This window comes from Uruburuella suis (assembly GCF_004341385.1).
GTDB classification, from domain to species: domain Bacteria; phylum Pseudomonadota; class Gammaproteobacteria; order Burkholderiales; family Neisseriaceae; genus Neisseria; species Neisseria suis.
On sequence record NZ_SLXE01000004.1, the window covers coordinates 70,213 to 86,876 of the forward strand.

13 protein-coding genes are annotated in these 16,664 nt (G+C 57.1%); 2 read left to right on the top strand and 11 right to left on the bottom strand.

Translation table 11 applies throughout. The features are described from left to right. Nucleotides 1–196: 196 nt before the first annotated feature. From EV680_RS02530 to EV680_RS02575, 10 genes are all read right to left on the bottom strand, one after another. Nucleotides 197–1,216: an FAD:protein FMN transferase gene (locus EV680_RS02530; RefSeq protein WP_132952886.1), complete on the bottom strand. Its 1,020-nt coding sequence runs from the start codon at nucleotides 1,214–1,216 to the stop codon at nucleotides 197–199. Nucleotides 1,217–1,342: 126 nt separating this feature from the next. After that, nucleotides 1,343–1,840: a nitrous oxide reductase accessory protein NosL gene (locus EV680_RS02535; RefSeq protein ID WP_132952888.1), complete on the bottom strand. Its 498-nt coding sequence runs from the start codon at nucleotides 1,838–1,840 to the stop codon at nucleotides 1,343–1,345. Continuing rightward, nucleotides 1,837–2,667, bottom strand: a complete 831-nt coding sequence (locus EV680_RS02540; RefSeq protein ID WP_132952890.1) for an ABC transporter permease — start codon at nucleotides 2,665–2,667, stop codon at nucleotides 1,837–1,839. The genes EV680_RS02535 and EV680_RS02540 overlap by 4 nt, the downstream gene beginning before the upstream one ends. Next, nucleotides 2,664–3,563: an ABC transporter ATP-binding protein gene (locus EV680_RS02545; RefSeq protein WP_132952892.1), complete on the bottom strand. Its 900-nt coding sequence runs from the start codon at nucleotides 3,561–3,563 to the stop codon at nucleotides 2,664–2,666. Before EV680_RS02545 ends, EV680_RS02540 begins: the two co-directional genes overlap by 4 nt. After that, nucleotides 3,560–4,849 carry a nitrous oxide reductase family maturation protein NosD gene (locus EV680_RS02550; protein WP_243650323.1) on the bottom strand — a complete coding sequence of 430 codons (1,290 nt, stop codon included), beginning with the start codon at nucleotides 4,847–4,849 and terminating at the stop codon, nucleotides 3,560–3,562. The genes EV680_RS02545 and EV680_RS02550 overlap by 4 nt, the downstream gene beginning before the upstream one ends. 181 nt (nucleotides 4,850–5,030) lie before the next feature. Further along, a complete protein-coding gene (nosZ, locus tag EV680_RS02555; RefSeq protein ID WP_132952896.1) occupies nucleotides 5,031–6,971 on the bottom strand; it encodes a TAT-dependent nitrous-oxide reductase in 1,941 nt (646 codons plus the stop codon). 207 nt (nucleotides 6,972–7,178) lie between these two features. After that, on the bottom strand, nucleotides 7,179–9,485 hold the full coding sequence (locus EV680_RS02560; RefSeq protein WP_424580107.1) for a 4Fe-4S binding protein: 2,307 nt from the start codon (nucleotides 9,483–9,485) through the stop codon (nucleotides 7,179–7,181). 310 nt (nucleotides 9,486–9,795) lie between these two features. Continuing rightward, the gene (gene trpB / locus EV680_RS02565) at nucleotides 9,796–11,004 is read right to left on the bottom strand and encodes a tryptophan synthase subunit beta (protein WP_132952898.1); all 1,209 of its coding nucleotides are present in this window, start codon (nucleotides 11,002–11,004) and stop codon (nucleotides 9,796–9,798) included. Nucleotides 11,005–11,100: 96 nt separating this feature from the next. Next, nucleotides 11,101–11,697, bottom strand: coding sequence for a class I SAM-dependent methyltransferase (locus tag EV680_RS02570; protein ID WP_132952900.1), 597 nt, complete (start codon nucleotides 11,695–11,697; stop codon nucleotides 11,101–11,103). Nucleotides 11,698–11,938: 241 nt separating this feature from the next. Next, the gene (locus EV680_RS02575; RefSeq protein ID WP_132952902.1) at nucleotides 11,939–13,951 is read right to left on the bottom strand and encodes an NADPH-dependent 2,4-dienoyl-CoA reductase; all 2,013 of its coding nucleotides are present in this window, start codon (nucleotides 13,949–13,951) and stop codon (nucleotides 11,939–11,941) included. 182 nt (nucleotides 13,952–14,133) lie between these two features. On the opposite strand from EV680_RS02575, the gene EV680_RS02580 reads away from it, so the two are divergent. Then, complete coding sequence (locus EV680_RS02580; RefSeq protein WP_132952904.1) at nucleotides 14,134–14,559, top strand: acyl-CoA thioesterase; 426 nt, start codon at nucleotides 14,134–14,136, stop codon at nucleotides 14,557–14,559. Between the two features lie 56 nt (nucleotides 14,560–14,615). Here EV680_RS02580 and EV680_RS02585 read toward each other — a convergent pair whose 3' ends face one another. Further along, nucleotides 14,616–15,491, bottom strand: a complete 876-nt coding sequence (locus EV680_RS02585) for a YicC/YloC family endoribonuclease (protein WP_243650324.1) — start codon at nucleotides 15,489–15,491, stop codon at nucleotides 14,616–14,618. A gap of 100 nt (nucleotides 15,492–15,591) precedes the next feature. Here EV680_RS02585 and rph point away from each other — a divergent pair, with 100 nt between their 5' ends. Further along, the gene (rph, locus tag EV680_RS02590; RefSeq protein ID WP_132952906.1) at nucleotides 15,592–16,335 is read left to right on the top strand and encodes a ribonuclease PH; all 744 of its coding nucleotides are present in this window, start codon (nucleotides 15,592–15,594) and stop codon (nucleotides 16,333–16,335) included. Nucleotides 16,336–16,664: the final 329 nt, after the last annotated feature.

Sequence of the window (16,664 nt, forward strand, 5' to 3'; positions counted from 1 at the left end):
CGCAGAACAAGGCACGCACATCACTTTGGCCGCCGGCCAAACGTCGGATTCAAGAATCCGACCTACGCAGATGATGCTGCCGAACTGCCTTTATAGTGGAATGCAAGAAAAAGTGACACAACCGGTAGGTTGGGTTGAAAACCCAACAAGCCCACAGGCCGTCTGAAACGTTTTCAGACGGCCTCGTTTTATTTGCTCAACCCAAGGTTTCCACCTGCCCGTCGGGCAGCACCAGCCAGGCTTTCAAGCCGGCCACTTGTGCGGCGGCGCGGTGGATAGCGGCGGGGCTGCTCACAGAAAAAGCGGTGGAGAGCGCATCAGCGGTGGCGGCGGCGGGCGCCATCACGCTCACGCTGCGGTAGCGCGGGCTGCTGCTGCCGTTTTTCGGGTTAAACAAATGGGTGAAGCGCCCCGCTTCGTCCATCACGGTGCCGTAGCCGCCGGAAGTGGCCAGCGCCCGGTTGTGCAGCGGCACCTTGAGCAACACGGTTTCTTCGTTATCCGGATTGCGTATGCCGGCCTGCCACACCGCATCATCTTGTGTGTTGAGGGCGCGGATTTCGCCCATGTCCACCAGCGCGCGCGTTAAGCCGGCTTCTCGCAGCATCTCGGTGATGCGGTCGGTGATGTAGCCTTGGGCGATGCCGTTAAACGATAAGGCCATGCCCGGGCGCGCAAAAGCCACGGCGGCTTGGTCGAAATGCACTTGATTGAAATCCACCAGCCCCAAGGCGCGTTGCAACACAGCATCCGGCGGTGCGCTTTCGCTGTGCGGCTGCTGCGTGAAATGGTTGGCATAAGCCTGCCACAAAGGTTGGATGCTGGGGTCGAACGCGCCTTGCGTGAGCGCGTGGATTTCGCGGCTTTGGCTCAGCAGCGCCAGCAAATCGGCGCTCGGGCGGCTCAAGCGGCCGCTGCGGTTGAGCCGCACAAGCTGGCTGTCGTCGCGATAAAGGCTGAATATTTTTTCCAACCGCGCCACTTCGGCCACGGCGCTTTCAATCAGGCGCAAGGCAAAGCGGCGATCGGGGTGGTAAAGGCGCATTTGGGCATCGGCACCCAGCGCAATGCCGCGCCACGTCACCGGCGCGATGCCCTCGGCGGCGGCATTCAGACGGCCTATGCTGCGTGCCGCCCAAGGCACGGCGGCCACGGCAGCCACGGCGGCGGTGATGCCGATAAAGCGGCGGCGGGTAAAGGGGTTGGCAGCATTCATGATGTGCTCCGTGTTGATGCGGTTATCGTTCAGACGGCCATTGATAAGGTCTGTTCACATTTCATCATATGGCAATCTTTTGGCTCAAAATCTTACGCACGGATGAATTGTGAGCAGACCCTAGAATCAACGGAAAATATATTCTTCCGGCATTTCATTAAAAGCCACCACTTTGCCGCCGTTTTTCGCGGCAAAAGCTTCGGCCTGCGCTTTATCGGCAAAGGGCAGCGCATCTTCCGCGCCCATGCCGCCGATAAAGCGGCTCTCGATCACATAATAAGCCTGATAGGCATCCACCCAGGCCTGATCGGCGTTGGGCGTGTTCCAGTCGGTCACTTTGCCCATATCGGTTACATAAATCGCGGCGATGCCTTTGGGCTCTTCGGGCAATTTGGTGTAGCCGAACATTTGGTTGATGGTGGAAAACCACACCGGTTTATCGGGCTTTCCGTTGATGAAAAGCTGCGCTTTGGGGCCGGTGTGCTCGGAAAGGTTCATGGTGCAATAATGGCCCACGGCCGCATCGGTGATCGGTTGCGGCGCGGGCGGCGGCGCGGTTTCGCTGTTGCCGCCGCAAGCGGCCAGCCACAGGGCGGCGGCCAGCGTGATGCAGATATTTTTCATATTTGTCGCTTTCGGAAAATCCAGGCGGCCAGCGCAAAAGGCAGGGCAATCCACAATAATTGCGCCGCCACCAACACGGGCATGCCGAGGGTGAGCTGCCCGCTCAGCCCGGCCATGCCGGCATACATGGCGGTATTTTCATAGCCGGTGAGGTTGAGCAGGCGGTAAACATCGGCGGGGTTAAACAATAAAATGGTTTCCAGCATCGGCGCGGTGATGGCCTGCTTGCTGTCGGCCACCAAAATGCCCAACAGCGCCATATCGAAAATCACCACGAAAAACAACCACACGCCGATGGCGATGCCCGCTGCCGTGCCGCGCTCTTTCACTTTGGCGCTGATTAAATAGCCCATCGCCAAAAAAGCCGCGCCCAGCAGCACGCTGGCCACGATCAGCAGCGCAAACGGCTTCCAGGCGGCAAAATCCAGCCCGCCGTGCGCCAGCTGCAAAGCAATACCTGCCAAGCCGTAGCCCGCTGTGGTGGCCAGCGTGAGAATAATCAGATGGCCGATAAATTTGCCCACCAGCACCTGCCAGCGCGACACCGGATAACTCAAAAGCAGCGCCATGGTGCCGCGCTCGATTTCACCGATCACGGCATCGTAAGCGAGCAGCATGGCAATCAGCGGAATCAGAAAAATCGACAGGCTCGATAGGCTCACCACGGTGATGGTGAGCGGGTCTGCTTTCACCGATCCTGTGGGCGAGCTGCCCAAAAAGCCCAGCGACAAAGCCAGCGCGGCCAGCAGCAAAGTGGCCGCCAGCACCCAGCGGTTGCGCAGGCTGTCGCGCACTTCTTTGCCGGTGATAATCCAAATGGGGCTCATACATCCTCCCGCTTTAAAAATTGTGCATACATTTCATCCAGCGTGGGCGTGTGGATATCGAGCTGGGCGATATTGTCCATGCCGCCCAATTCGCGCAACCGCGCCATTTTGTCTTCGGCGCTGCATTGCGTGGCAAACATGAGGCCGTCTGAAAGCTGCCAATGGGCGGGCAAATCGGCGGCCTGCTTCAATTGCGCGCGGATATGCACCGGCAAGCCGCTTTGCGCCTGCAATTGGCCAAGGCTGCCATCGGCCACTTTGCTGCCGTTTTTCATCACCACAATGCGGTCGGCGTGGCCGTCGAGCTCGGCCAGCGCGTGTGTGCTCAGCAACACGGTGGCGCCTTCGCGGCTCAATTCTTTCACAATGCCGTAAAACATCTGCCGCGAAGCCGGATCCAGCCCGGTGGTGGGCTCGTCAAACAGCAACACTTTGGGCGTGCCCAAGAGCGCCTGCGCCAAGGCCAGCCGCTGGCGCATGCCTTTTGAATAAGTAGCCACGCGCTGGCCGGCCGCCTGCGCAATGCCCACGCGGGCGAGCAAATCGGCATTTTTAGCGGTGGGCTGCTTTTTCAGCTTGGCATAAAAATCAAGCGTTTCTTTGCCGGTGAGCGAGGGGTGCAGCGCGGCGGTTTCGGGCAGATAGCCGATTTGGCTGCGCAATTCGGCGCCTGAGCCTGCGGCAATATTTTTGCCCAACAAATCCACTTCGCCCTCGCTGGGCGTAATCAGGCCGAGCATCAGCTTGATGATGGTGGATTTGCCCGCGCCGTTGTGGCCGGCCAAGCCCACGCATTCACCGGCGCTCAGGCTCAAATCAATGTTTTTCACGGCATAGCGGCTGCCGTAGCGCTTGCTCACGCCGCGCAAAACAACATGGGGTGTGGGCGCGTTCATGGGTGTTCCTTATGTTGATTTTGGTAGTAGCGGTTGAGGGTGGGGTTGGCCGGCGGCTTCATCAGCGGCTTGCTGTCGGCCACGCCGCCGGGCAAAATGGCGGGAAATTGCGATTGCGCCCATTTCACAATGCTCACAGCCGGGCTGTTGAGCAGCAGCCGCGCCACCGGCGCGCGCCACACGATTTGGTCGATGATGCCGTTGGGGCGGTAGGCGGTGTCGGCGATGCCGTCGCCATTGAGGTCGAAAGCGCTGTTGTCGCTCCAATAATTGCCGCGCTGCCCGTCGCTCCATTCAATATAGCGCGTGCCCACATATTTCACTTGGCTTTGGTTATTGATAAAAGCATTGTTGAAAATGCGGTTGCCCTCGGCCGCGGCGGTGAAATGAATGCCCATTTCGCAGTTTTCAAAATGGTTGCCGCTGATGGTGTTGTGGTTGGCATTATAGATAAACACGCATTTTTCGGCTTTGTCGATCACATTGCCGGTGATGCTCGAATGGTTGGCATAATTGAGCATCAGGCCTTGATCGCGGCTATTGAGGGCGATATTGTCGGCCACTTTCAAGCGCTCGGAAAACATAATCGCATAGCCGATGTTGTTGCCGTCTGAAACATTGCCGCTCACTTCGCTGTCGTTGGTATACATATAGTGCACGGCATAGCGCAGGCGGGTGAAGCGGTTGTTTCGATAAAGATTGCGGGTGCTGGTGTTGGAAAAAATGCCGTCGCGGCCTTCGGAAATGTCGTTATCCGTCACTTGCGCACCGGGCGCGTTCCACACGGTTACGCCGTTGCCGCGCTCATTCACGCGCAGCTTGGCATCGCCCACGATGCGGTTGCCGCTCACGCGCGAGTCGGCCGCGCCGTGGATATACACGCCCACGGAATTTTCCAGAATCTGATTGTTTGCCACTTGCGCGCGCAGGGCGGTTTGGGCGAGAAACACGCCCGCATCCATGGCCGGCAGGCTCAAGCCCGAGCGGGTGATGGTGAGGCGGCGCAAAACCACATCGGGCGCGCTCACTTCAATGGTGCGCCCCGTGCGCGTGCCCTCGATTTTGGCAACACCGCCTTCGGGGCCTTCGATGGTGAGCGGCTTATCGACGATGATTTGCCCCCGATACTGCCCCGCCGCCAAGCGCAAAGTGTCGCCCGCGTTTGCGCGTGCAATTGCTTGCTGCAAATCGCTGCCTGCGGCCACATCAATCGCGGCGGCATAAGCGCTTTGCATGCCGGCAAAGCAGCCGGCCAAACACAAGGCTTTTTTCAGGTGCGTAAACATATTTAAGTGTGGTGTTTCTGTGTGGATCATCCCGATTCAAAAAAATAGGCTTACTGCATTTTTCTGCCCGTCAAACTTACTTTTTTGAATGGGGATAAATCATTAATCAATTTTTATTATTTATTGGATATAAAGGCCGTCTGAAAGCTTTGCAGCGCTTTCAGACGGCCTATTCACTACTTTAGGCCTTCACAATCATTTGGCCGCCCATTTCCATGTGCAGCGCGTGGCAGAACCATTGGCAATAAAACCAATGCACACCCGGGCGGCTGGCGGTGAACGTTACCGAAGCCGTGGCCTGCGGGCCCACTTCCAGCGCGATGCCGTAGTTGTCGAGCGTGAAGCCGTGGGTGAGGTCTTCGATGGTTTCCATATTGGTCACATACACGGTTACCTCGTCGCCCTGATTCACTTCAAACTGCGGCACGCTGAACACGGGCGCCACGGCCGTCATGTAAACGCGCACTTTTTTGCCGTCGCGAATCACATTGGCGGCACGCTCGAGAATCACGCCGTCTTTTTTGGCCTGATCTACCGCAGCTTGCCACATCCACGGGTCGTTGCGATCCCACGTTTGCTTCGGATGCACTTTCGATGCAGCCACCAGCAGCATATCGTGCGGCTCGGCAAAGCTCGGGCCGTCGTGCACCAAGCGCATTTCATCGCCCGAAATATCGATGAGCTGATCGTTTTCCGGCTTCAAAGGGCCCACGTTCAAGAAGCGGTCTTTCGAGAATTTATTCAGCGACACCAGCCATTTGCCGTCGGCTTCTTTGGTTTCGCCCATGGTGGTGTGGTTGTGGCCGGGCTGGTAATGCACATCGAGCTTCTGAATAATCGGGTCGACTTTCTCGCCTTTGTAGGCTTGAATCGCTTTGTCGATATTCCATTTCACCATTTGGCTGTCGATAAACAGCGTGGTGTAGGCATTGCCGCGGCCGTCGAATGCGGTGTGCAAAGGCCCCAAGCCCAATTGCGGCTCGGCCACCACCACATCGCGCGGTTGGATTTTGCCGGCAAACAAATCATCCAGCTTGTGCACATCGAGCACGGTAACGGTGGGCGACAATTTGCCGTTGAGCATGATGTAGTTGCCGTCGGGCGAGGCGTTGCAGCCGTGCGGTGAGTTGGGCACGGGAATATAGCGGGTGTAGTTCGATTGTGCAGCGGCGCGGCCGTCTACCACTTTCACGCCGTTGATTTCTTTGAAATCGCCTTTTTTGATGCCCTCTTCAATCGCGGCGATGTTAAACACCACCACCCAGTCTTGCTCGTTGCCGGAAGCGCCCTGCACATCGAGCGCGCGCTCTGAGTTGTAGCAGGTAGAGAAAGAATATTTGCCCTGATAATCGGCGTCGCCGTTATCGAGGTTGCCGTCCACCTGCACCTGCCAGGCGATTTCCATGGTTTCGCCGTCAACAGCGGTGTAGATCGCCCACCAGTCTTTCGGGTCGGTTTGGCTGTCGGTTTTGGTGATGGGGATAATGTGCTCGCCATTGGCAAACACATAGCCGGTTTTCGGATAGCGCTGCGGGCGCAGGCCGTGCACGCCCGACACATTGGGAATTTCCACCACTTTGTCGGTTTTCATCACATCGCAGCGGATGCGCGCCACGCGGTTATTCGCTTTATCCTGCACATACACATAGCGGCCGTCGTAAGTTTGGTCGGTAAACGACATATGCGGGTGGTGCAAATCGCCGTTGGGCATGCAGCGCATATGGTTATCCTGCAAAAATTTGCGCGTTTCGGGGGTGATGTTGCCGTTGAGGATATTCAGGCTCTCGTTGCTGCGGCCCCAGCCGGTGGCGCTGTCCATATTAAACACGGGAATGCGCATCAGCTCGCGCATCGAGGGCACGCCCAACACGCGCACTTCGCCCGATTGGCCGCCCGAGTTAAACGCATAATATTGGTCTAATTCGCCCGGGCCCACATAATCGCTGTGATCGGCAGCAGCGCTTGAGCCGGCTGTGCCGCTGGCGGCGCCACCTTCACTTTTGTTTGAACAACCGGCCAAGCCCAAAAGGCCGGCACCGGCAATGCCCGCGCCCGAAACGGCAGCCGTGCCCAAAAACGAGCGGCGGCTCAAACCGGTTTGGTTTAATTTATCGTCTGACATACAACTCTCCTTGATTAAAGCGGTGTCACGTCTGCCTTTCAGACGGCCTTCCGTAACGGGTTAAACAATATCGGTTTCATTTCAATCTGCGTTATTTCATTTAACAGCATCGCGCCGGCTTTCATACCAATTCAAAAAAGTAAGCTAACAAGGCGGCGAGCCGCAGACAGTACAACTAGTACGGCAAGGCGAGACAACGAAGTTAGGTTATTTTTTTGGATTGGTATCAGACGGCCTTTCCACAAAATGCACCACCTGCCCCTGCGCGGCGCGCTGCGCATCCAGCTCGGCTTTGGCCGCAGCCTGCTTTTGCTTTTTGCGGTTGACCTGCACCACATGCGGGCAGTCGGTTTGGTGGTGGTAGAGCATTTGGCAGTTGAGGCACTGAATGCATTCGTTCGGGTCGATATCGCCCTCGGGGTGAATCGCCTGCACCGGGCAATCGTGGGCGCAACGCTGGCAGGGGTTGCCGCACATCGGATAGCGGCGCAGCCAGTCAAACACCCGCAAGCGCGCCGGAATGGCCAAGGCCGCGCCCAGCGGGCACAAATAGCGGCAATAAAAGCGCTCGACAAACAAACCGGCCAAAAGCAGCACCAGCGCAAACGCCACAAACCACCATTCACGCATAAATTTCAAAATCATCGCGGTTTTAAACGGCTCCACTTCCGCCAATTTTTCCGCCAAGCCCAATTCATAAAGCGACACACCGAAAAGCAGCATAAAAATCACATATTTCAACGCTGCCAACCGCGTGTGCATGCCGTGCGGCACATTAATCTGGCGCACACCCAGCTTTTTGGCGATGCGGTTGAGCAATTCCTGCAAAGCGCCAAACGGGCACAGCCAGCCGCAAAATGCGCCGCGGTTCCAAAACAAAATCGAAATCGCCGTGGCGCACCACAAAATAAACACCAAAGGATCCATCAGGAAATATTCCCATGAAAATCCGGTGCGCAAAGCCGTGGTGAAGGTGAGCACATTCACCACCGACAATTGCGCCTGTGCATACCAGCCGATGTAAAACAGGCTGAAGGTAAGGAAAACCAAGCGGAAGCGGTCGTAAAATTTCGGGTGTTTTGTGAGCGTGTCTTGAAAGAAAAACACCGCCACCAAAATCAGCAAAGAGAGCGACACCACGCCGATTTGCCAGCGTTTGCCCTGCCAAATCTGCTTCCACAGCGCCGAATCGGCTTCTTCAACAACACCCGCAGCCGCATCAATCGCCGCCGGCGCGGCGGCTTCCAGTGGCACCGGTGTGCCTTCGGGGTCGTCCACCGTGTAGGCTTGCGGCAATTGGTAATTCAAATCAGCTGTGGCAAAGGCTTTATCGTTCACGCTCAACACACGCTGAATCATCAATTGCAGCCGCCACGGCTCGGCGGCATCAAAATGCGCATCTTCCGGCACGGTAAACAGCGCGATTTCTTTGAAATGCGGCGCGCCCTCGGCAGCAAAAGCAGGCAGGCGCTGATGGTTGAGGTCGGTAAAGCGGAAGCTCTCATCGCCCTGAATCACCTCGATGCGGTCGAAAATGCCGCCGCGCACATAGCCCGAGCCTTTAAACGAATAACGCCCTTCGCCCGCCACCACGATTGCCTGCTGCCCGCTTTTCAGACGGCCTTGCAAATCATTCCAGTCCGCTTCACCGAGCAGGCTTTTGCCGATGGCAGGCTGGCTTACCAAAGCGGTGTAAAGGTTCACAAAAGTATCGTCGCCCGGGCCTTTTTCAGGGTGCTCGGCCGCGGCGGCTTTGTCACCGGTTTCAAACGCTTTGTTCACCTCATCCACCGTCATGTGCAGGCGCGCAATCGCGCCTTGATCGAGCAGCGCCTGCCACGATTGCACATCGGCTTTTTGCATATTCACCAAGCGGTGCGGGCGGGTTTGCACCGGTGCAGCCACAGGCGCCGTGCCGCCGGCCGGTGCGGTAGGCGCGGCCGCAGCCGCTGTGCCGATGCCGTATTGGTGCGCCAGCGCGCGCACCGAGCGCTGGATGCTGTCGTTAATCACCATCAGCGTCACCGTGGCGCCGCTGATGATGTCGGAAGGCGCTTTATTGCCGGGGGTGGGCGATTTAATCAGATTGAGGCCGATATAATCGTTGATGAATTTATCGACCTTGGATTGCGGAATGCCGATCAACACAATCGGCTCGTGGTGCTCCACCAGCTTGGCGCCCACAATGGTGCCGTCGTTGGCGATGCCCACCAAAATATCAATCGGCTTGCTCGAATAGCCGCGCGTGTTCACCACATCGGTGGTGAGATACACATAGCCCAGCGGCTCGCCGCCTTTGAGCGCACGCGCCACCACAGGCTTACCCTCGGGCGCACCATAAGCATCAGCGCCCGGAAAAATTTCCGCCACCGGCGTTTTGGCCAAAAATTCAGGCAAACGCTCGGCCCACGCCTGCGGCACCACCGCCACCAGCACGGCCAACCACACCAGCATGGCCGCCAGCCAAGGCCGGCCGCACAGCGCGAGAAACTTTTGGGCGCGCAACATCGCCATTCCCTTACACAAGCATTTTAATATTCCTATTATATGAACTTAAAATTCACTCACCTTGACTTAAATCAAATTCACATCCACTAACACTACAAAACACTACACGGCATCACCATAAAAATCCTATTTTATTTTAAACAAATAAGTCAGCCCTAAAATCAAGAGTGTTTCCGCCTTTTCGATATCGGGCAAAAATTCCACTCATATAATAAATAATTTAAATGAATCTTTTATAAACGCTAGCCACCCATCGGCGCATACAAAAAGGCCGCCTGAAACGTTTCAGACGGCCTTTGCCAAGCTTGCCCGGCTTTTATTCAAGCCCGATTTTCTCCAACACATAATCGATGTCTTTATCGCCCCTGCCCGACAAATTCACCAGCAGGCGTTTGTCGGCCGGCAAGCGCTCGGCGCGGCGCAGCGCATAGGCGAGCGCGTGGGCGGATTCGAGCGCAGGAATAATGCCTTCTTCGCGCGACAAAGCCAGAAAAGCGGCCAGGCATTCTTCATCGGTGGCGCTTTCATAGCGGGCGCGGCCGATGTCTTTCAAATGGCAGTGCTGCGGCCCCACACCGGGATAATCCAAGCCCGAAGCAATCGAATGCACGGCGGCGGGATTGCCCGCTTCGTCTTGCAGAAAATAGCAGTGAAAGCCCTGAATCACGCCGGGTTTGCCCAAGGTCATGGTGGCGGCATGGCGGCCGGGCTTGTCGAGCCCTTCGCCGGCCGGCTCCACGCCCACCAAGGCCACGGCTTCATCATCGAGAAACGCGTTAAACAAGCCTAAGGCATTAGAGCCGCCGCCGATACAGGCCACCACTTCATCGGGCAGGCCGCCATAAGCCGCTTGAAACTGCGCCCGTGCTTCGTGGCCGACGATGCTTTGAAAATAAGCCACCATTTCGGGATAAGGCGCGGGCCCCACCACCGAGCCGATGGCAAACATGGTGTTTTTAAAATCGGCCATATAGGCGCGAAAAGCGCTGTCTACCGCCTCTTTGAGCGTGCCCGCCCCTTCCGACACCGGCACGAGCTTGGCACCGAGAATTTTCATGCGCGACACATTCGGATGCTCTTTGGCCATGTCCACCACGCCCATGTGGATTTCGCATTCCAACCCCAACAGCGCAGCCGCCGTGGCCAACGCCACGCCATGCTGGCCGGCGCCGGTTTCAGCCACCACTTTTTTCTTGCCGAGTTTTTTCGCCAGCAGCACTTCGCCGATGCAGTGGTTGATTTTGTGCGCACCGGTGTGGTTGAGGTCTTCGCGCTTGAGGTAAATCTGCGCGCCGCGCTGCGACAGCGTGCGGGCATGGTAAATCGGGCTGGGGCGGCCGACATAAGTGGCCTGAAGCCGCTTCATTTCAGCGATAAATGCCGCATCGCCGATAATGCTGCGAAAGCCTGCTTCGATTTCGGCCAGCGCCACCGCCAAATCGGGATGGCCGATTTTGCCGCCGTGCATGCCGAAAAAGCCTTGTGCATCGGGCAGCACCAAAGCGTTTAATTGCTCTTGAGCCATGGAGTTTTCCTTGTATTATCTGTTCTTTTATTTATCCGCCGAGGCCGTCTGAAACGTTTCAGACGGCCTCGTATCATTATATCGCAATATGATGTTTTACGGCTTGCGCCCGAGCAAATGCAACACCGAGCTTTCACCCTGATGGCGGCTGCCCTCGCCCAAGGTGATCACTTCGTGTTCCGCAATCAGCCATTCCAGCCCCGCCAAAGCCTGCTGCATTTCATTTAAAGTGCCGAGCATGGCCGCATCTTTGGGGCCGCCCGTGCCCAACGCGATTTGGTCGGGGTGGTAAAACACGCCGGCAAACATACCGCCCGGCTGCAAAGCATCTATCATGCGCTGCAACACCTGTGTGCGCACCGGCTCGGCAAAATGGCAAAACACGCTGGCAATCAGCGCATAATGTTCGGGCGGCAACACCATTTCGGCGATGTTTTCCTGCCGTGTGGCAAAGCGCACACCTTTTTCAGCCGCCAGTTTTTGCGCTTTCTCCAGCCCCACCGCCGACATATCCACCCCTTCGGCCTCGAAACCGTGTTCGGCCAAAAAAATGCCGTTGCGCCCCTCGCCCGTGGCCAAATCCAGCGCCCGCCCGCCTTTGGGCAGCAAGGGCAGAATACGGGCGATAAATTGATTCGGCTCGGTGCCGAACACATAATCATCGGTGAGGTAGCGCTCATCCCATTTGCTCATGGTTTTCCTTTGCGGTAAATGTTTTCAGACGGCCTTTAATATAGCATTGAAAAAAGAAAAAAGGCCGTCTGAATGCTCGGTTTGCTTTCAGACGGCCTTTTATCACAGCTCAAATATGGTGCACAAAATGTTGCCTATATTGCCAACCAAGCACCCTGATAACCCGTGTTTGAGCGGCGGCATAAATTATTGGGCACGCAAACATGGCGCAACCGCAAGCCGGCTTTGCGGCTCTCAACACTCACACCGCCAGCCCCAATTCCGTGCCGGCTTTGATGGCGCGTTTGGCATCCAATTCCGCCGCCACATCGGCGCCGCCGATAATGTGCACCGGTTTGCCCAGCGCTTCGCATTCGGCCTGTAAGGCGCGGTTGGGCTCTTGCCCCGCGCAAATCACCACATTGTCCACAGGCAGGATTTCTTCTGCGCCGTTGCGGCGGATGTGCAGGCCGTCTGAATCGATTTTGAGGTATTCCACGCCGCCGAGCATGTTCACGCCTTTGTATTTCAACACGGTGCGGTGTATCCAGCCGGTGGTTTTGCCCAAATTGCGCCCCACCATGCCTTCTTTGCGCTGCAACAGCCAAATTTCGCGCTCAGAGGGCGGCAGCTGCGGCTCGTTCGACAACAAAGCGCCACGCCGTGCCATGCTCGCATCGATTTGCCATTCTTCGCGAAACAAATCGGGCGACAAGGCGCTGTCTTCGCCGTGTTGGCTGAGGTATTCGGCGGTGTCGAAGCCGATGCCGCCCGCGCCGATAATCGCCACGCGCCTGCCCACGGGCTTTTTGTCGCGCAACACATCCAAATAGCTCAGCACTTCGGCCCGCTCGCTGCCGGGCAGGCCGATTTGGCGCGGCACAATGCCGCTGGCGAGCACGATTTCATCAAAGCCCTGCAAATCAGCCGCGGCCGCTTTTTTGCCCAAAACTCGCACCACGCCCACATCTTCCAACACTTGGTCGAAATAGCGCAGCGTTTCCGCAAATTCGGGCTTGCCGGGGATTTGTTTGGCGATATTAAGCTGGCCGCCGATTTGGTTTTGCGCGTCAAACAGCGTCACCTTGTGGCCGCGCGATGCGGCGGTGTGGGCAAACGCCATGCCCGCAGGGCCCGCGCCCACCACGGCAATGTTTTTGGCTTTTTCAGCCGCGTGCACCGGCATTTGCAATTCGTGGCAGGCAAACGGGTTCACCAGGCAAGAGGTGAGCCTGCCGGCGAAAATATGGTCGAGGCAGGCTTGGTTGCAGGCGATGCAGGTGTTGATGCGCGCATCGTCGCCTTTTTCCGCTTTAATCACCCATGCGGCATCGGCCAAAAAGGGGCGCGCCATGCAAACAGCATCAGCCAAGCCTTGCTGCAAAATATTTTCGGCGGTTTGCGGCATATTGATGCGGTTGGTGGCCACCACGGGAATGCGGCTGATTTGCTTGAGCTTACCGGTGAATTCGGCAAAAGCCGCGCGCGGCACGGAAGTGGCGATGGTGGGAATGCGCGCTTCGTGCCAGCCGATGCCGGTGTTGAACATATCTGCGCCTGCCGCTTCGATTTCGGCGGCCAAGGCCACGTTTTCATCCCAAGTGGAGCCGTTTTCCACCAAGTCGAGCAAAGAGATGCGGTAAATCATCAGAAAATCATCACCGCAGGCGGCGCGGATGCCGGCCACGATTTCGCGGGCGAAGCGGCGGCGGTTTTCGGCGCTGCCGCCGTATTCGTCGTCGCGCGTGTTGGTGCAGGGCGCGAGAAACTGGTTAATCAGATAGCCTTCGCTGCCCATCACTTCCACGCCGTCGTAGCCCGCTTCTTTGGCCAGGCGGGCGCAGGCGATATAGTCGGCCACGGTTTGGCGCACTTCTTCGGTGGAAAGCGCGCGCGGCTTGGCCGGATTGATCGGCGCTTGAATGGCGCTGGGTGCCACCGGCTCGCGGCTCATGGCATAGCGGCCGGTGTGCAGAATCTGCATGCAGATTTTCGCGCCGTGTGTGTGCACGGCTTCGGTAACAATGCGGTGCCACGCCACTTCTTCAGCATTGGTGAGCTTGGCGCCGCCATCGGTCACCGCGCCCGCCTCATTGGGGCCGATGCCGCCGGTGATAATCAGCGCCACGCCGTTTTTGGCACGCTCGGCGTAAAAAGCCGCCAAATGTTCCGCACCCTCGGGGTGCTCTTCAAAGCCGGTGTGCATCGAGCCCATAATCACGCGGTTGCGCAAAGTGTGGTGCGGCAGCACCAGCTCGCTGGCAAGTGTTCTCATTTATTGCTCCTGATTTATTATTTTGTGCGGGCTAAATGTAGCATGCCGTCTTAAAAAAAACACCTGTTTGAATGATTTTAAATAAAGCAAATGCTCGAAAGGCCGTCTGAAAACATTGGGTTTTCAGACGGCCTTTCTTTATGCTAACGTGGCCGCACACAATCCCCATCAGGAGCCGGCACATGAATAAACGCACCCCCGGGCATTATCCCGTGCTCACCACCGACACCATCCGCTATGGCGACACCGATTGCCAAGGCCATGTCAACAATGCCGTGTTTTCCACTTTTATCGAAACAGGCCGCTCGGAAATACTCTACCGCCAACAGCCGCCCGTTTATCCCGAGGGCACGCAATTTGTGATTGCGCGGCTGGAAATCGATTATCTGCGCGAAATTTTGTGGCCGGGCGAAGTGGTGTGCGGCACGGCGGTGGCCAAAGTGGGCAACAGCAGCGTGCGGCTGGTGCAAAGCCTGTTTTGCCAAAATATCGAAGTGGCCTATGCCCAAAGCGTGATTGTGCTCACCGATAAAACCAGCCGCCAATCCTGCCCGATTGATGCGCCATCGCGGGCTAGGCTTTTAGCATTCGGTTTGCGCGAAGCATGATCAACAAAGGCCGTCTGAAAACATTTTCAGACGGCCTTTAATAACATCACCGCGCTTTATTCGATATTCTGCACTTGCTCGCGCATCTGCTCGATCAGCACTTTCAATTCCACCGAAGCCTGCGTGCATTCTGCGGCAATGGCTTTGCTGCCCAGCGTGTTGGCTTCGCGGTTGAGCTCCTGCATCAAAAAGTCGAGTCGCTTGCCCACGCTGCCTTTGCTCTCGGTTACGATGCGGCGCACTTCGGCAATATGCGTGCGCAGGCGGCTGAATTCTTCATCCACATCGGCTTTTTGCATAAAGAGCGCAAATTCCTGCTGCAAACGGCCATCGTCAATATTGCCCACCGCCTCTTGCAGGCGCGTGCGCACTTTTTCCAGATGCGCGCTGAGCAAATGCGGGAAAAGTTGGCTGAGCGAATCCACAATTTCTTCCATCGCCGCCAAGCGCTCGAGCAGGTGTTGCTGCAATTTTTCACCTTCGCGCGCGCGCGCGGCGGCAAAGTCTTTCAGCGCTTTATCGAGCAGCTTTTGCACCGCTTTGGCAAACGCTTCTTCATCTTCGCTCTGGCTCGTGAGCACGCCGGGAAATTTCAAAATATCGGCCACGCCGAGCTTGGCCAAATCTTCATGCTGCTTGCGCCATTTGCGGTTGAACCAAGCCAATTGGTGCACCAATTCCTGATTCACCGCCAGCTTGCCGCCCGCGCCCGCTTCCAGCGACTGCACTTGGATGCGGCATTCGATTTTGCCGCGCGCGGCCTTGCCGGCCACAGCTTCGCGCAAAGCGCTTTCCAAATGGCGCAAATCATCGGGCATTTTGAATTGCACGTCCAAATAGCGGTGGTTGACCGCGCGGATATCCAGATTGATGCGGCGGCCGCCGCTCTCGCCTGCCGCATTGGCAAAGCCGGTCATGCTGTGGATGCTCATGGTGTTTGACTCCGTTTGTAGAATAATGAGTGAAAGCCCGCTCAATATACCATAAGGCCGCATGTTATAATCCGCGTCATCAATATTTAAAGGAAGCCACATGAGCCACTATACCCGCAGTGGTCGCGCCGCCGATGCGCTGCGCGAAATCCGCATCACGCCTGATTTTCTGCCCCACACCGACGGCTCCTGCCTGATTGAAGCGGGCAACACCAAGGTGATTTGCACCGCCAGCATTGATGAAAACGTGCCGCCGTTTCTGCGCGGCAAAGGGCAAGGCTGGGTAACGGCGGAATACGGCATGCTGCCCGCTTCCACCGCCTCGCGCATGCGCCGCGAAGCCGCCGCCGGCAAACAAAGCGGCCGCACGCAGGAAATCCAGCGCCTGATCGGCCGCTCGCTGCGCGCAGTGGTGGATTTGGCGCAATTGGGCGAGCGCCAGATTTTAATCGATTGCGATGTAATCCAAGCCGACGGCGGCACGCGCACCGCGGCCATCACCGGCGCTTTTGTGGCGCTGCAAATGGCGGTAAACAAGCTCGTGGCCGCCGGCATGCTGCTACACAACCCCATCCGCGAAGCCGTGGCCGCCGTGTCTGCCGGCGTGGTGGGTGGCGTGCCGCTGTTGGATTTGGATTATCCCGAAGATTCGGGCTGCGACAGCGATGTGAATATGGTGCTCACGGCTTCGGGCAACATCATCGAAATTCAGGGCACCGCCGAGGGCGCGCCCTTCAGCCCGCAAGAATTGAATGCCTTGATGCTGCTGGGCCAAAAAGGCGTGGCTGAATTGGTGCAACACCAGCAGCAGGCTTTGCAGCAAGTGCAGCCACAAAACCGCTGATTGCGCGGGAAATTGGCGTGAATCGGCATGCCAATGCGAGGCCGTCTGAAACCTTTCAGACGGCCTCAGGTTTGAATATCACCCAGCTACGCATTTTCGCCACAAGCTGTAGGTCGGATACTTGTATCCGACATTTGGCCGTTCAGAGCAAAGTACACACCTTATTTATTCTTCAAAAATCCGGCCTACACATCCACTCAAACCGAATATTTGCAGCAGCCCGTAGGTCGGATTCTTGAATCCGACACTTGTTCGTAGAACAAGGTGTTCACATCGCTTTGGCCGCCGGCCAAACGCCGGATTCAAGAATCCGACCTGCGCAGATGGTG

What these genes read in the sequence shown, in the direction of transcription:
- EV680_RS02530 (WP_132952886.1), bottom strand. Translation starts at nt 1,216, where the DNA reads ATGAATGCTGCCAACCCCTTTACCCGCCGCCGCTTTATCGGCATCACC.
- EV680_RS02535 (WP_132952888.1), bottom strand. Translation starts at nt 1,840, where the DNA reads ATGAAAAATATCTGCATCACGCTGGCCGCCGCCCTGTGGCTGGCCGCT.
- EV680_RS02540 (WP_132952890.1), bottom strand. Translation starts at nt 2,667, where the DNA reads ATGAGCCCCATTTGGATTATCACCGGCAAAGAAGTGCGCGACAGCCTG.
- EV680_RS02545 (WP_132952892.1), bottom strand. Translation starts at nt 3,563, where the DNA reads ATGAACGCGCCCACACCCCATGTTGTTTTGCGCGGCGTGAGCAAGCGC.
- EV680_RS02550 (WP_243650323.1), bottom strand. Translation starts at nt 4,849, where the DNA reads ATGTTTACGCACCTGAAAAAAGCCTTGTGTTTGGCCGGCTGCTTTGCC.
- nosZ (WP_132952896.1), bottom strand. Translation starts at nt 6,971, where the DNA reads ATGTCAGACGATAAATTAAACCAAACCGGTTTGAGCCGCCGCTCGTTT.
- EV680_RS02560 (WP_424580107.1), bottom strand. Translation starts at nt 9,485, where the DNA reads ATGGCGATGTTGCGCGCCCAAAAGTTTCTCGCGCTGTGCGGCCGGCCT.
- trpB (WP_132952898.1), bottom strand. Translation starts at nt 11,004, where the DNA reads ATGGCTCAAGAGCAATTAAACGCTTTGGTGCTGCCCGATGCACAAGGC.
- EV680_RS02570 (WP_132952900.1), bottom strand. Translation starts at nt 11,697, where the DNA reads ATGAGCAAATGGGATGAGCGCTACCTCACCGATGATTATGTGTTCGGC.
- EV680_RS02575 (WP_132952902.1), bottom strand. Translation starts at nt 13,951, where the DNA reads ATGAGAACACTTGCCAGCGAGCTGGTGCTGCCGCACCACACTTTGCGC.
- EV680_RS02580 (WP_132952904.1), top strand. Translation starts at nt 14,134, where the DNA reads ATGAATAAACGCACCCCCGGGCATTATCCCGTGCTCACCACCGACACC.
- EV680_RS02585 (WP_243650324.1), bottom strand. Translation starts at nt 15,491, where the DNA reads ATGAGCATCCACAGCATGACCGGCTTTGCCAATGCGGCAGGCGAGAGC.
- rph (WP_132952906.1), top strand. Translation starts at nt 15,592, where the DNA reads ATGAGCCACTATACCCGCAGTGGTCGCGCCGCCGATGCGCTGCGCGAA.